The sequence below is a fragment of the Roseimaritima sediminicola genome (genome assembly GCF_009618275.1).
Lineage (GTDB): Bacteria > Planctomycetota > Planctomycetia > Pirellulales > Pirellulaceae > Roseimaritima > Roseimaritima sediminicola.
Genome location: NZ_WIAD01000077.1, coordinates 1 through 14,583, shown reverse-complemented (window position 1 = coordinate 14,583; position 14,583 = coordinate 1). Strand labels below are relative to the sequence as shown.

Below are 14,583 nucleotides of genomic sequence, written 5' to 3'. Positions count from 1 at the left end.
GTAGGAAGATATGCGGAGCTGCTCGCCCTCTGCGAGAGTGGAGACTTGGCGTGGCGGGAAGGCTTTTCACGAGCCAGCTCGGGTAAGCGGCGACTCGACGGCTAGGCTTCTATGTGGTGGCTCGATCGCTTCGACCCGCCCAACCTTACTTTTCCATCGCGAGGTTCAGTCGCCTGACGCGTTCGGCTTCAGGGACGCGAAGCTGTCCCGCGTATCGGTTGCCTGAGATCTCGATCGGCCCGGAAAACGGCTCGCCGCCAGCGATTCGGATCGAAACCTTGGACAGAAGCGTGTTGTCGGTGATCGACAGGTTGCCGACTCGGGCGCTCTGATGGTGATTGCTGTAGATGTCCGCTCCGCTGGCGTTGCGGATCACGTTATGGCGAATGATCGCCTCGGAGGCGGCCTGGATGCCGTGGTCGCCGGAATTCCAAATGACATTGTGTTCGATCAGGTTTGGTTTGCGACCATCGGTACCATAGACCAGGATGCCCGGGTAATTGGCCGTCACCGCAACGCCGCCGACGTGGTGGATGTGAAGCCGTTCTAAGGTCAAATGCTTCGCCGGCGATGCCGCGGTGCTTCCGATACGAATGCCGGCCGCACCGCCGGTGATTTCCAGATCACGCAGCTCCAGATACTGGCAGCCATGCAGATGAATCGTGTTCTGCTTTGCGTCAGGCCGCCGGAAGACCGCTGCCGAGGCGTCCGCCGTGCTGGCATCCGACTTCGACGGTCCGCAGATGACGATCGGATGCTCGGCGGTCCCTCGATGGCTGAGCACCAGCTTTCGAGCGTCGGTGTAGGTCCCTGGCGCCAGAACGACTTCGTCGCCCGGCTTCAGTTGGTCTCCGGACAGGACAGCAAACCAATCCTGATCGGGGCTCAGCCGAATGGTCTCGGCGCCGGCGACGTTGACAAGGCTTGCCACCAGGGCGGCGATGACGAGTTGGCGTGAAAGCAAGGAAGGGTTCATGGTCATTGAAGAAACCGGGGATAATCGCCCAAACGGCTCATTTGTATGCGGCTTACAATGGCGGCGAAAAACTCGCTCGATCCTCCATTCGGTCCGGTGGATTCAGCGAGCGAACTGCTCGGGCACGGTGCCGTCGCCGGTGGGCTTGCCGCCGAGCAACCAGCTGAGGTTGAAGCGGGCGACCTTCGATCCGTCGCTCTCGAAGTGCAAGTAGATCATACCTTCGCTCGGTGTGCCGGGGCGTCCGGCGGCGAGCGACGAGTAGGCGAAATCGCCTTCGTGGACCAGCCGCTTGAGGGGCCATGTCTGGCCGCCGTCAAAACTTGCCCAGACGGTGCCGTGGTGCCTTCCGCTGGGGCTGTCGCAGTTGCTGTAGACGAGAATGTCTCGGCCTCGAATCGGCAACCGGACCAGGCCGGCCATGCAGCCGTAGTTCGTGTCCTGCGGCCCATCGGGCAGCACCTTGCAGATGCCACCGTCCTTCCAGGTGGCTCCGCCGTCATCACTGTACGCTGTCCAGCGTCGCAGCGGATTCTTGCCCTCGGGCGCCCAGTGACGCCGCGAATTGTAGTACAGGCGTCCGTCGGACAGTTCCGCGATGGCGGCTTCGCCCGTGCCGTTTTCCGGAAACGGCTCACTGGTCTGCCACGTCTTGCCGCCGTCATCGCTGTAGATGGCGTTGGTGAAATGGGTCGGCCAGAGACTTTCCGGGCGGTTGCCTTTGCCGTAGAACCGCGAAGCACGGATCAGACGTCCGGCGTGCTGACCGTGCCGCAGCGTGATGCCGCGTTCGTTCATATGCATCGAAGGCCTGCGGCCTTGGCTGTCGGGACGAATGGTTACCGGTTCCGCCTGCCATGACTTTCCATCGTCTTGGCTCCGGTACACGGCCAGCGGCGCCGGCGGGTGTTCCTCCTCGACAAAGGCCAGCAGGTCGCCCGTCGATTCGTCGACCGTCGTGCCGCCGCCATGGATACCACCATCGGCAATCGTGATCTCCTCGCCCCACGTCCGGCCGCCGTCTTCGCTTCTTTTGGCGCGGATGTGCGGTCGTCCCCACGTCGCGACGATTGTCCCGCGAGAAGTCACCACGATGTTGGGAAACCGTTCGTTCTCGAACACCTGTTGGATGCTCAACTCGGGTTCGCCGAGAAACGCCTCGAGCGAGCCTTCAGCGGGTGAGCCTTCAGCGGGCGGGTCCTCAGCGGATGGGCCTTCAGCGGGCGGACTCGCCGCCGCCGAGTCCGCAGTCGCCGGCGAGTCGGTCCGGGCCGCGGCGGCTTTGACCGCTGTGGCCAACATCGTCTCGAGCCCTGCGGTCGCTTCCGGATGGGGACTGATCGAAATCACGCGTCCCTTGCCAAACGGGCCACTGACGATGGCCGGCGTATCGACCATCGTGCCTTCCTGCGGCGCGTAGCGCACGATTTCCGAGCGGAACCAAGCCAGGACCTGGTAGGGCTTCAAACCCGGATCATTCTTGGGCGAGACGATCGGACCGTTATGGTAGCGGACTTCGACGTTCTCGGCGATGTCGCCGAAGAGTCGTTGGCCGGCGGCGGTGAGCTGCATCTTTTGCAGACTGGATTTGCCGCGATACCACATGCTCTTGGGTCCGACACCTTCGATCTCGCGTGTGCCGGTAAAGACATGGGTGTCGATCAGGTCCAGCGACCAGGAATAGTGCGCCGAGCAGAGGTAGGCGCCGGCACAAACGCCGACATAGCCGCCGCCGTCGCGGACAAACGACCGCACCGCCTCCGCTCCGTCCTCACCGATCGCGGCCGCTTCTTTGGATCCGCTTCCGCCACCGAAGACGACCACATCGAACTGCGAGAGAACGTCGGGCCGGATCTGGTCGGCACCGAGATGAACGACCGTCATCTCACCTGCTTCGTCGAAGACCTGAGTTAAATTGTCGACGCCGTTCGCGGAACCGCCTTTATCGTCGTACAGGGCCACAAACGCATGAGCGGATCGCTGGTCCGCAGGGGGCGTTAGCACGTCGACACAGTCTTCCTGGATCAATCCCAATCGGCCCAGGGCCACGTTCATCATCTCGCGATGCTGCCGCGTGCGGACGGACAGTCGTTGATGCCGGAACGTGGTTTCCAGAATCATCGCTTTGGCGCCCAGCACGTCGATCGCCGCGGCGGCGAGGGTCGTCTTCTTGGGGCCTCGTCCCAGCAAAACAAATCTGCGGTCTTCGTCGGTGACCGTCGCGTTCGCCGCCGCGAGCATGCCTTGAACCAAGTCGTCGACATCCTGATCACCGTTGTAGATGATGCTCGAACCGACCGACTTGCTTTTGCCGGCCTTCGGCTGGTGCGAGATGTTGAAGTCATAGCCTTCGTGCAGGTCAAACAGCCAGTCCGGATCTTGCGCGACGACAAACCTCCAAAGTTCCCGGGCGATGTCTCCACGCGGTTCGGCGGCCGTGCCGGGGCTGGGAAAATTGCGATTCAAATCCCGCAGTTCTTTGCTCGCGCCGGGAAGGAAACGCACGTCTTCTCGCAGACTGGCCGTATTCACTCGAGGCACAACAATCAGTTTGCCTTGCACGATCGGCCAGTGGCGAATCTGCTCGGCGGCGCGTGCGCCCGCCGGTTCGTTGCCATGGATGCCACCGGTGACGACGACCGTCGGACCATCGACCCCGCTGTCCTGGATGTAGTAGGGCGTCTCCCAGGGTTGGCCCTGGCCCAGCAGGCCCGTCTGGGTGTGCTGGGCAAAGCACGTCGCGGCCGCGACGCACAAGACACTGACCAGCATGGCCGGTAGAACGATTAACTGTCGGGTTCTCATGGGATTACCGCTTCTTTGAATCTGAGGCTGTGCATTGCTCGCCCATCAACTGGATCAGGGCCCGGCGTCCTGAAAGCGGTAATGTCGTGCTCATCGATTTACTATGACTAAATTAATTTGGCTGGAGCGTTCCGTGGGTAACACCGCGAATATAGTTCATTCCACTGGCGACGTACAACGAACGGAAGGGTAATGGAAAACGCGGAGCGGTGGGTGCGGGACCTGTGCTGGGCGGTGAACAGTCCCTCACTGCTGGGCGAATCGGCACTCCTGCGCGGCAGCGAGAATGCTTCGCTGGGCGCTTGGCAACTCCGGCCCGAGGACGTCGACCGCGAACATCTGAGCCGTGAGCTGTCCGAGCGTTTCCCGAGGCGGACGGGACGTTATTTTGAACGGTTGATCCTGTATTGGCTCGAGCACCTCCGCGGTTGTCGGCTGGTCGCCCACGGATTGCAAGTTCGCGACGACAACCGAACGGTGGGCGAGATCGACGTGCTGTTCCGTGACGAACACGATCGGCTGACGCACTGGGAGTTGGCCGTTAAGTTCTACCTGCAGGTGGCGCCGGGAAAGACAGCCGCATCGGACTACGTCGGCCCCAACGTCCGCGATACGCTGGAACGTAAGACCCGGCGGCTCGTCGAACATCAGTTACGTCTAAGCGAACGCTACTTTCCTGACGTCGAAGTCCGCCAAGCCTTCGTCAAAGGCAGAATCTTCACTCCCTGGCAAACGCGGCCGGCAACGTTGGAGCCCAAACGGGCGGGCGTGAGCGAACGGTTTTCGCCGGTCCTGGCGGACGACCATCTACGCGGGCGATGGATACGTCACGGCGACGCCGCCACAGCTTTCGCAACCGACGACCTGCACTGCCGCGTCCTGAAAAAACCTTACTGGCTGGCAGATCAAACCGCGCAAGCGTCCGGCGACGCGATGTTCTCGTCCGGCGAGTGCGTGGTGTTCTTGAAGAACCACTTTGACAACCGCCCAGGGCCGGTGCTGCTGAGCAGATGCCGAATGGGCTCGCCGGCACCTGAACCGGCTCAGCCCCTGTTCGTCGTTCCCGATCACTGGCCGAACCTACACGAGGAAGACTGAGACACCTTTGCCCGCCGGGATATCCTTGCGATATTCAAGCATCCAAAATTCAAGCATCCAAACTCAATACGTTTCCGCTTCCTTGCAGAATGGCGGTGGATGACGCAGCTCTACAACGGAGTATAAAAAACCGATGAATCGACCGATTGCGACCGCCCTGGTGGTAGTGTTTTCGCTGCTCGTCGCCCGGGCCGCGAACACGGCAGAGCCCGCCGACAAACCCAACATCCTGTTGATCTATGTCGACGACCTGGGCTATGAGGCCCTGAATTGTTACGGCGGCCTGGATTTTTCCACACCGAACCTGGACCGAATGGCGGCCGACGGGATTCGTTTTTCTCGAGCTTACACCAGCGGTGTGTGCACCCCCTCGCGGGTCAGCATGCACACGGGCTGGTACGCGAATCGCCATCGGCATCGGCGAGTGTTGCCGGTGCACCTGGGTACAAAAAAGATCGTCGATTTCCGAAACATGCCGACGTTCGCCCAGCGATTGCGTGCGACGGGTTACCGAACCGCGGTGACAGGCAAATGGCAACTGGCCACCCTGGAGGCCCACCCGGAACATCCTCGCGATTCAGGCTTCGATTCCTGGTGCTTGTGGCAGATCTGGAAGACCAATCCGGATGCCGGCAAAGGCGAAAAAACCACTCGCTATTGGAACCCGACGTTCAATCAGGATGGCGCGGTTCGCAACGACATCGCCGACCGCTTCGGCCCCGATGTGCTGGTGGACTACGTCATCGAAAAGATGCAAGAAGCCACCGCGGCGAACGAGCCATTCTTGATCGTGCACAACGAAATGCTGCCTCATTGGCCGATCATCCAAACGCCTGATGACCGGGCGCAATCACCGCCCCGCAAGGCCGACCTCGGCGGCATGATCGCTTATATGGACAAACTGGTCAGGCGGCTCCTGGACGCGGTCGAGCAACTAGAGATCCGCGATCATACCTATGTCGTCTTCATGACCGATAACGGCACGAACGAACCCGACTTCGCGAATCCGCAGGCTGGCCAGCCCGGCCAACGAGCCCACACGCGCCATACGAGGGCTGGGAATGTGGACGGCGGAAAGGCCTCGGTCACCGATGGCGGCACGCACGTTCCTCTGATCGTGTGGGGACCGAACACGATTCCTCGCGGGACCGTCTGTGATGACCTTGTAGACGTCGTCGATCTGTTCCCCACGTTCTGCGAACTGAGCGGGACGAGCCTGCCCAGCGAACACTCGCTGGATGGTCACTCGCTGGTTCCACAACTTCACGGTCGCCCCGGCCCCTCGCACGCTTACACCCACGGCGTTTCCCGCAACAAGGCAGCCGTTTTCGACGGCCAGTGGCGGCTGAAGAAGTCGGGCGAACTGGTCGATGCCCGGCAGCTTCCCGCCGAACCGCTCGCCGACGAGCAAGAGGCCGCCGCCCGAGCGGCGCGGAGTCGGCTGCAGGCGATTCTGGATGCGGCCCCTACAGACCCCGCAGGATCTTGAGCGCCTTGTCTTCGTAGATGCTCTGCCAGTGCGGGGCGAGGATGCAATCGCTGTCCTCCTGTGCATTGCCAACGTTTCGCAGCTGTTCGGTGGTCGGCGCGTAGTAGATGTAGCCGTTGGTGTAGCCGGCGACGAAAGTCAGATCGTGCGGCGATCGCTGCTTCAAATTCAAGCCGATCTGAACGGTCAACTCGCCCGGGAAACTGGTCAACACAAAGTCCCCGATTCGCATCCCGATCAATTCGACGTCGATGGTTCGAGAACCGGCGGCGAGGTTCTGCTGCTGGTGTTTGCGGAGCAGCGCCAGGTTGGTGTTCAACCGTGTCAGTTGTTCCATCGTTTCAATGTTCTGAATGTAGCGGTTCAGGTCGGCGGCGTTGCGGGCGTCGAGCACGGCCAGTTGCTCGCGCTGCTGCGACTTTTCATGCAGGTAGCGATGCGAGTAGTACGCGGGATACTGGTCGGCCAACCGATGCTTGACCAGCAGCGGCAAGAACGTCTTCAGATTCAGCGTCGTCCCACGAAGGGCATTCACCAAGTCCTGCTGCCGCAGTTTCAGCTCTTCGATGCGCGGAGCCAGATCGGCGCGAGGCAGGGCAAGCGTGTCGTGCGTCCAGACAAACCGATCGTCGACCTTGGTTTGGATGCGCCGCGTCGCCTGCAGGGTGCTGAGTGCCAGCTGGTTACCCAGTGTCTCGGCATCGCGTGGCAAGTCGACCTGTTTGTAAAACACCGGATTGATGTCACCGCCGCAGCCTTGCAGGAACAACGCGGTTGTCTCTTCGCCCAGATTCTGCTCGATCACGCTGGAGGCCAGGCCGGTCATGTCGGCCGTGTTCGCACCACTGGGCACGCCTTGGATCGGATGGCAGGCAAAGTTGTAGAGCACTGCCAGTGGTTGACCGGTGTCCACGCGATCCAGCCGCAACACGCCGATCTCGGGATCGATCGGACCGACGCCGGCGACCTGGTCGTCGGGCGGCATCGAGTAGGCGTGACGCACGTCGATCTCGGTGCCATTCTTCATGCGAATACGACGGTTCTCGCTGATGCGGTCTTCGTGCCCGCGGCCGGCCCCGATCCGGACCGGGACCAGGTTCTCGGTCGCGGTCTCGACCGCCTGCACGGTCAACTCGGCGATGTCCTGACGGATCACACCGTGGCAATGACTGGCGTTGATCAGGACGCGTTCGGGAGCGATGCCCGCCCGTTGCTGGATCTGCTGGCGAACCGTTGGTAGGTAGTCGTTACCGATCCGGCCGATTTCGCCAATGGCCACCGCGTCGACGGTGATGATCACGGCCCGCTGGTCACCGTGCTCGATTACCAACGCCTTGGCGTACATCGGATCGTTGACGGGACCCGCCTCATAGTCGGTGATGTCGACGCGCGCCGTACCCGCCCGCATCACTGGGTCGGCGGCTGAAACGCAAGGGGGCCAACCGACGCAGGCCGCGAAACCAACACACAACAGGACACACAGACGAGCAACCACGGGGCCACTGCGAAGCAGTTCGTAAAACATAGGATGGGTCGACAAGAAGGCGGGAAGGGCGAGACATTTTTTCCAGCTGGCAGTTTACCATGGGCCGAGTCGCCATCGTTGGATCAGTCGGGATGACCGACAGGCAGCACACGTTCCAGACGCCCAACACGACGCTCCGGCGCGAGTACAATGTTGTCGAGTGGTCACAAATGCATTTGTGAAAAAAGTGAAAACACCTCTGACGCTTCTCCCGAAAGATACGCCGTGGAACTGAAAAACACCTCGATCGCCTTGTTGCTTTGCATGTTCGCCGCTCCATCGTTATTGGCCGCGGACCGCGTTTCCTGCGAAGGGACGTACAAACACCACCTGCAAGGCGTTTGCACCGACGAACAGTCGATCTACTGGTCTTTTACGACGACCCTGGTGAAGAGCGACATGCAGGGCAAGGTGCAAGCCAAGATTCCCGTCGTCAACCACCACGGCGACCTCTGCTGTCACGATGGCAAGCTGTACGTGGCGGTGAATCTCGGCAAATTCAACGATCCTGAAGGCAACGCCGATTCCTGGGTCTACGTCTACGACGCCGAGACACTCGAGGAACTGGCGCGGCACGAGACCCAGGAGGTCTTCCACGGGGCCGGCGGGATCGGCTATCGCGACGGGCGTTTCTTCGTGGTCGGCGGTCTGCCCGACGGAGTTCAAGAGAATTACGTCTACGAGTACGACGACGCGTTCCAGTTCGTCAAGAAGCACGTCATCGATAGCGGGCACACGTTTCTGGGCATTCAAACCGCGACGTTCGCCCACGACCGATGGTGGTTCGGTTGCTACGGCAGCCCCAAAATCCTGCTGGTCACCGATGCCGACTTTCAGATGCAGGGCCGCCACGCGATCGATTGTTCACTGGGCATCGAGGGCCTCTCGGACGGACGACTGCTGGTTGCAAGCGGTCGTTGCCAGCAGGGCAAGGGCTGCACCGGCGCCGTCGAGATCGCATTTCCGAATGAAGAGACCGGCTTCTCGCTGGAGCAGCCCCCGTCTGAGGCCGACACGGAACAGGGTCAGTAGAATAGCCTTCCGGGCTTGCCAACTTGTAACCATAACATGTCGGCCTCCCTCATCGGCTGGCCGCGCGTTTCTGGGCTACAAATCCTGCTGTACTTATGATCGATGAACGGATACGCAAGGGTCGTTATGTCGAAGTAGCAAGCCTGCTGTACAACATCGTGGAAGTCGTCGTATCGTTGGCAGCCGGTTTTGCAACGGGCAGTTCCGCGTTGATCAGCTGGGGTGTCGACAGCATCGTCGAAGGCAACTCGGCGGCCTTCATGATTTGGCGGCTCTATGGCGAAGAGCAGGGCCTCGGTCGGCGGGCGGTTCTCAAGCGGAAAAAGGTCGCTCTGGGCGTCCTGTCAGCGGCCTTCACATTCGCGGTGGTTTTCATTCTTTACGAGTCAATCAGCAAGCTGATCACTGGGGAGACCGCGTCGATGTCTTGGTGGGGCATCGGCATCCTCTGCGTGTCCTTGGTGGTCAATCCGGGACTTGCCTGGGGCAAGTATCACTACGGCAAATTGACCGACTCCCCGACGCTGAAGTACGACGCCATCGATACAATGATTTGCGAGTACCAAACGATCGTCGTCCTGATCGGCATCGGTTTGGTTCAGTGGCAAGGGTGGTGGTGGGCTGACCCCGTTGCCGCACTCTTCATCGTTCCCTACGTAGCCTGGGAAGCCTTCGAATCGGGACGGGACGCGTATCGAGTCGACCTTGATTCGCGACAAAACGAGTCAGACGACGAGCAGTGAGGCAACGCGCGTTCGACATCCGACTAGGGTGCCGCGTTTGCCTCGAGCACATCAGCGGTTTCTGCTGACAGGCAGGTCACGACATCCGGATGCTTGGCCGCCACGTTCTTGGCTTCCATCGCGTCGCTGTGGTGGTCGTACAACTCCTCCGCCAGAAAGAACGGCCGGCCTTCGGTCGGATGGTCTCGCAGCATGGCGGCCGCCAGATTCGCGATCTGGCCATCGCGATAAACCGTGTCGGGAACCTCGTGAGCTTCGCTGACCGGAGCTTTGAACGATGATCGCGATGGATTGCACACGGCTTGTTGGCAATAGGCGCGCTGGAACGTCAAACCGCGGGCGGCCAAACGATCGAGGTTGGGCGTGTGCGCGACCGGATCCCCATACGGCCCGATCGCACAGTTCAAATCATCGGCGACGATGAACAATACGTTGGGTTCGGCTGCGGCCGATTCCGACGACATGCCGTACAGCGCGACAACGAGAAGGAAGACCTTAAGGAACAACGGCATCTTCCGAGCAACGAGGATGGTTCGGGAAATCGGATTGGTCATGTGGTTTCTCGATCAGTGATTAGCGTCTCAGCGGATGCCGGCTTGCTGGATCTCGCGAAGGGTTTGAACGGCGGCGGCCAGACTGCCTCCGGCGAACTTGGTTCTCCAACGGCCAGCCGCTGGGTTGCCCGGCCGGAGAGCTCGCCAGTACAGTCCCAAGGAACCGACCAAACCGATCACACCGATCGCCAGCGACGGCACCAGCGAGTTTGGGTACACCACCACCTCGTCGAAGCCGATCGCGACGGCGACGGGAATCCACAGCAGCCACCAGGCAAAGCCGAGCAGGGGGCCGAAAAACAGTCGCAGCGACCGCACGCGGCCGAGCCCCTGGCTGATCTGCTCGGGGCTCTGGGAGTAGTCGATCTGTTTGATCCGGATGCACACCGCGGCGGCGGCGATGACCATCGCCACCCCGTACACATGCACGATGATTCCGCACAGCAAACGATGGGGCACTTCGGTGTTGCGGGTCCAGCCGTAGGCCCCCAGGGCGATCAGCCCCACGCCGAAGACGAGCTGTACGAGTTGGCCGGCGAACAGCGGCCGCAGGCTTGTGGCGACTCGCTGCATCAATTGGCGACGCGTCAAAACGAGGCGTCCGGCCAACTCCTGTTGCTCGAGCATTGCCTGGCCGGAGGAATTCACAGCGTCCCCGGCCGAGGGCGACGCTGCACCGTGCGGCGACTGGATCTCGGTCGGAGCGTCACCGCCCTGGGCGGTGGACGTGATCGACTGCACATCCGACTTGATCTGGCTGGCCCGCTGGTAGCGCCGCTGCGGTTCCTTTTCCAGCGTCCGCAGCACGACCTCGTCCAGCCGCACATCGATCTTAACCTTGGCCGATGGTGCGGCGAATCGGCCGATCGGCAACTCGCCCGTCAGCATCTCATAGATGACGACGCCCAGCGAATAGATGTCCGCCCGGTGATCCACGCTGTGCGTCGCTTCCAGTTGTTCGGGTGCCATGTAGCGGGGCGTGCCCATGATTTGATGCGTCGCGGTCAAAGGCTCCGAAGCGGATTCGTTGCCGATGATCCGCGCGAGTCCAAAGTCGGCGACCTTTACCGATCCACCGAGGCCCAGCAGAATGTTTTCCGGTTTGATGTCCCGGTGGATGACGCCTTGGTCGTGGGCGTACTGCAGGGCATCGCACAGGTGAGGAACGACCGCCAGAGCCTGTTCCGGCCCCAGCTGGCGGGACTGGACGGCGGCCCGCAAAGTCGAACCCTCGACGTATTCCATCAGGAAGTAAAACGTACCGTCGACGCTGCCGAACTCGTACACGGAAACGATATTCGGGTGATTCAGCTTGGCCAACGTGCGGGCTTCGCGAGTGAATCGCAGCGCGAACTTGGCATCGTTGCCGAACTCATCGGGCAATACTTTCAGGGCCACGAGACGATCGAGCCCCTGTTGCCGCGCCTTGTAGACCGCCCCCATCCCACCGGCACCGATCAGTTCCAGGATTTGTAAGCCGGGAAACAACTTGCCCAGCCGTTCGATCGCAGGCGGCACGAACGCGGCCTGAGGTTTGCCGCTGATATTGAAAGCGTCGCGTACGGCTTGGCCGTCGCCGGGAAAACGCTCGAGGTATTCCTGCTCGGCGGGCGACTGGCCGCGGCGCCGACGGTAGTCGACGTCCAGCAAGATTAATTCCGCCAGCAGGGCCTCGCGTTGGGGTGTGGGAAGGTCGTCAGGCAGGACGGACTGGAGGTCGGGAGCGCTGCCGGTTTGCCAGTCGCGTTCGAACTGGGCACACCGCTCGTCAATCCACTCGAGGGCTTCGATGGGGAGGTTCTGTTGTCGCATCGTCATGGCTTTCGAGCAACTCCTGCTGGTACTTCTCTCGGATCAGGTGCAAGCGGCGTTCGATCGTCCGCTCCGAGCAGCCCAAACGCCGGGCGATTTCGGCGTTGGAATACCCTTCCAATTTGGCACCCGCTATTTCTCGCAGTTGCCCGACACCGAGATGCGAAAAAAGTTGCTCGACCGATTCCTGCATCATCAGCACCATCTCGGGAGACGGTTCGTTGCCGATCACCTCGGCCCAGCCTTCCTCCTCGGCGGCTCGGTCCAGCGAACCGACGACGGCTGCACCGCCGCGCCGCTGCCTCCGCTCGCGACGACGCTTGTCGATGACTTTTCGCGATGCCATTCGCAGCAGCAAGCGCCACAGGTCATCGCGGTCGGTCAGATCTGGAAAACGTCCCTTCGCAGCCGCATCGTAAAAACTGTCGAACACGCTCAAGATAATGTCTTCACCGTCGGAAACCGCCAGGTTCTGTCCTTGCAGACGTCCGCGAATGGCCCGCACCAAGCGGTCGAAGTAACCCTGCCAGAGGTGATTCGCCGCGGCGGAATCTCCGGCTTTGATTCTGTCGATCCAGTGCGTGACGTTGGTGCGGCTGGGCATGCGGCCGATGCAGGGCGAAGGGGTCCGGGAAGCCTCAAGGCGGCCCTCATGATACCAGCCGAACGGGGCGAGCTGGGGCGGACGTGCAGGAGCGGCGTGCAGGAGCGGACGTGCTTAGCGGAAGAATACGGCGAGCCAAACGGTGGGCTGATCGGCTGTCGTCCAGGCCACGCGGTGCCGGCAGTGGGGTGGAATCAACAGGTACTCTCCGGGCCGCAGCCGCCGCGGCTGGGCCTGGCCTTCGAACCACACCGCGGCTTCGCCGGTGAGCACGATCACCCACTCGGACTCGTCCTGGTCGTACCAGTGGTCCTCAGGGGAAGCCTGGCCGGTGGAAACGATGCGTTCGATGCGGACGTGCGGGCTTTGGGCGAGGACTTCCACCAGCTCGCCGGGCAGGGAAGCCGGGAGATCGGCGAACAGGTCGCCTGCGGTGGCCGCGGCCTTGCGGTTCGGTTGTTCGCTGGTTTGCATTCAGTTTCCTCGATCGGTAAGTGTCCTTGGCACTGGCTTTGCTTCTCAGCGGATATCTTAATGTTCTCTCTGGGCAACCTGTCTGGACATTCGTTTTCAAAGTGGGGCATTTACCGTTCATGACATACTTGATGCTGCTTCTGGGACTGGCGGTGTTGACCGGCGGGGCGGAGTTGTTGGTTCGGGGTGCGTCGAAGCTGGCGGCCGCCCTGGGCATCTCGCCGCTGGTCGTGGGGCTGACCGTGGTGGCCTACGGGACCAGTACGCCGGAACTGGTCGTCAGCATCCAATCGGCTTTGAGCGGGCAGGGCAGTGTGGCCTTGGGCAATGCCGTGGGCAGTAATATTTTTAACGTGCTGTTCATCCTCGGCACGTCGGCGTTGATCGTCTCGCTGCGGGTTTTGCCACAATTAATTCGCTTCGACGTGCCGCTGATGATCGTCCTGTCGTTTGCCGTGCTGCTGCTGTCGATCGACGGCCGACTGGGCCGCGTCGACGGCGTCCTGTTCACCGCCGGTTTGCTGGCCTACACCGTGTGGTCCATCGTGGCGGGGCGAAAAGAACAGGCGGCGGCAGGCATCGCCGATGTTTCGAAGCAGGAAAGCATGACTGCGAAACCCGGCCCGAAGTCCATCGCGATCGATGGGCTGCTGGTGGTCGTCGGCCTCGGCCTGCTGGTGCTCGGCTCGCGCTGGTTCGTCACCAACGCGGTCGCACTGGCCAGCAGCCTGGGCGTATCGGAGATGGTCATCGGGCTGACGATCGTCGCGGCGGGCACCTCGCTGCCGGAGGTCGCCACGTCGGTCACCGCGGCGATCCGAGGCGAACGGGACATGGCCGTGGGGAACGTGATCGGCAGCAACCTGTTCAATATTCTCGGGGTGCTGGGGATATCCAGTCTGGTTGCGGCCGACGGCGTGCCGGTTTCCGAGTCGGCGTTCTGGATCGACCTGCCGGTGATGATCGCCGTCGCGGTCGCCTGCCTGCCGATCTTCTTCACTGGCCACCTGATCGCCCGCTGGGAAGGCGGGTTGTTCCTCGCCTACTACTTCGGCTACACCGGTTATCTGGTGGGCACCGCGATGTCGGCCGACTGGGCCCGTTCGTGGGGCCTGGTGATGCTGGGTCTGGTCGTGCCGCTGACCGTCATCACGCTGGCGATCGGCTTGGTGCGCAACCGCTCCAGCCGGGCTCAGGGCGTTCCGTAATGGACCGCGAGCTCTTTCCGCCGCTACTGCGAAGCTCCGGCTCGCTTCCGGGCAGCGGCATATCGATGGTGCCTCCGGCCGCCAGAGCTCCGAAGACGCGGTCGGCGTCTGAGATGGCAGAAACGATCAAGGTCAGACGGAAACCGCCGAAGCGCGACGCGTTGCCTCGACGATCACCATGACCTTCATTACGTTGCCCCCGAGCCCCCTCACCCCCGGCCCCTCTCCCACCACTGCTTCACTCGCTGACGCTCGCGGCGCCG

11 protein-coding genes and 1 pseudogene are annotated in these 14,583 nt (G+C 61.8%); 5 read left to right on the top strand and 7 right to left on the bottom strand.

The features are described from left to right. Positions 1 to 145 precede the first annotated feature (145 nt). Together GE027_RS21500 and GE027_RS21495 are read right to left on the bottom strand one after the other, a co-directional pair. Positions 146 to 976, bottom strand: a complete 831-nt coding sequence (locus GE027_RS21500; protein WP_153559289.1) for a right-handed parallel beta-helix repeat-containing protein — start codon at positions 974 to 976, stop codon at positions 146 to 148. 102 nt (positions 977 to 1,078) lie between these two features. Next, positions 1,079 to 3,781, bottom strand: a complete 2,703-nt coding sequence (locus GE027_RS21495) for an exo-alpha-sialidase (protein ID WP_153559288.1) — start codon at positions 3,779 to 3,781, stop codon at positions 1,079 to 1,081. A 192-nt stretch (positions 3,782 to 3,973) separates the two neighbouring features. On the opposite strand from GE027_RS21495, the gene GE027_RS21490 reads away from it, so the two are divergent. Together GE027_RS21490 and GE027_RS21485 are read left to right on the top strand one after the other, a co-directional pair. Continuing rightward, positions 3,974 to 4,879 carry a DUF1853 family protein gene (locus GE027_RS21490; protein ID WP_153559287.1) on the top strand — a complete coding sequence of 302 codons (906 nt, stop codon included), beginning with the start codon at positions 3,974 to 3,976 and terminating at the stop codon, positions 4,877 to 4,879. 133 nt (positions 4,880 to 5,012) lie between these two features. Then, the gene (locus GE027_RS21485; RefSeq protein ID WP_153559286.1) at positions 5,013 to 6,368 is read left to right on the top strand and encodes a sulfatase-like hydrolase/transferase; all 1,356 of its coding nucleotides are present in this window, start codon (positions 5,013 to 5,015) and stop codon (positions 6,366 to 6,368) included. Here the strand turns inward: GE027_RS21485 and GE027_RS21480 are convergent. After that, positions 6,346 to 7,893 carry a hypothetical protein gene (locus tag GE027_RS21480; protein WP_237607717.1) on the bottom strand — a complete coding sequence of 516 codons (1,548 nt, stop codon included), beginning with the start codon at positions 7,891 to 7,893 and terminating at the stop codon, positions 6,346 to 6,348. The genes GE027_RS21485 and GE027_RS21480 overlap by 23 nt on opposite strands. Positions 7,894 to 8,118: 225 nt before the next feature. Between GE027_RS21480 and GE027_RS21475 the strand changes: the two genes are divergently transcribed. Both GE027_RS21475 and GE027_RS21470 read left to right on the top strand, forming a co-directional pair. Further along, positions 8,119 to 8,925, top strand: coding sequence for a Kelch repeat-containing protein (locus GE027_RS21475; RefSeq protein ID WP_153559285.1), 807 nt, complete (start codon positions 8,119 to 8,121; stop codon positions 8,923 to 8,925). Between the two features lie 95 nt (positions 8,926 to 9,020). Next, entirely contained in the window at positions 9,021 to 9,668 is a 648-nt protein-coding gene (locus GE027_RS21470; RefSeq protein ID WP_153559284.1) for a cation diffusion facilitator family transporter, read from the top strand. 275 nt (positions 9,669 to 9,943) lie between these two features. Here GE027_RS21470 and GE027_RS23490 read toward each other — a convergent pair. From GE027_RS23490 to GE027_RS21450, 4 genes and pseudogenes are all read right to left on the bottom strand, one after another. Continuing rightward, positions 9,944 to 10,132 (bottom strand): annotated as a pseudogene (locus tag GE027_RS23490) (sulfatase-like hydrolase/transferase); the annotation flags it as partial. A gap of 117 nt (positions 10,133 to 10,249) precedes the next feature. Continuing rightward, positions 10,250 to 12,040, bottom strand: coding sequence for a serine/threonine-protein kinase (locus GE027_RS21460; RefSeq protein WP_153559282.1), 1,791 nt, complete (start codon positions 12,038 to 12,040; stop codon positions 10,250 to 10,252). Continuing rightward, complete coding sequence (locus GE027_RS21455; protein ID WP_153559281.1) at positions 11,991 to 12,638, bottom strand: ECF-type sigma factor; 648 nt, start codon at positions 12,636 to 12,638, stop codon at positions 11,991 to 11,993. The genes GE027_RS21460 and GE027_RS21455 overlap by 50 nt, the downstream gene beginning before the upstream one ends. Before the next feature lie 114 nt (positions 12,639 to 12,752). Continuing rightward, on the bottom strand, positions 12,753 to 13,112 hold the full coding sequence (locus GE027_RS21450) for a cupin domain-containing protein (protein ID WP_153559280.1): 360 nt from the start codon (positions 13,110 to 13,112) through the stop codon (positions 12,753 to 12,755). Between the two features lie 131 nt (positions 13,113 to 13,243). Between GE027_RS21450 and GE027_RS21445 the strand changes: the two genes are divergently transcribed. Next, positions 13,244 to 14,320 carry a calcium/sodium antiporter gene (locus GE027_RS21445; RefSeq protein ID WP_237607718.1) on the top strand — a complete coding sequence of 359 codons (1,077 nt, stop codon included), beginning with the start codon at positions 13,244 to 13,246 and terminating at the stop codon, positions 14,318 to 14,320. Positions 14,321 to 14,583 lie beyond the last annotated feature (263 nt).

Coding starts and splice junctions, on each gene's coding strand:
- GE027_RS21500 (WP_153559289.1), bottom strand. CDS start 976: ATGAACCCTTCCTTGCTTTCACGCCAACTCGTCATCGCCGCCCTGGTG.
- GE027_RS21495 (WP_153559288.1), bottom strand. CDS start 3,781: ATGAGAACCCGACAGTTAATCGTTCTACCGGCCATGCTGGTCAGTGTC.
- GE027_RS21490 (WP_153559287.1), top strand. CDS start 3,974: ATGGAAAACGCGGAGCGGTGGGTGCGGGACCTGTGCTGGGCGGTGAAC.
- GE027_RS21485 (WP_153559286.1), top strand. CDS start 5,013: ATGAATCGACCGATTGCGACCGCCCTGGTGGTAGTGTTTTCGCTGCTC.
- GE027_RS21480 (WP_237607717.1), bottom strand. CDS start 7,893: ATGTTTTACGAACTGCTTCGCAGTGGCCCCGTGGTTGCTCGTCTGTGT.
- GE027_RS21470 (WP_153559284.1), top strand. CDS start 9,021: ATGATCGATGAACGGATACGCAAGGGTCGTTATGTCGAAGTAGCAAGC.
- GE027_RS21460 (WP_153559282.1), bottom strand. CDS start 12,040: ATGACGATGCGACAACAGAACCTCCCCATCGAAGCCCTCGAGTGGATT.
- GE027_RS21455 (WP_153559281.1), bottom strand. CDS start 12,638: ATGCCCAGCCGCACCAACGTCACGCACTGGATCGACAGAATCAAAGCC.
- GE027_RS21450 (WP_153559280.1), bottom strand. CDS start 13,112: ATGCAAACCAGCGAACAACCGAACCGCAAGGCCGCGGCCACCGCAGGC.
- GE027_RS21445 (WP_237607718.1), top strand. CDS start 13,244: ATGCTGCTTCTGGGACTGGCGGTGTTGACCGGCGGGGCGGAGTTGTTG.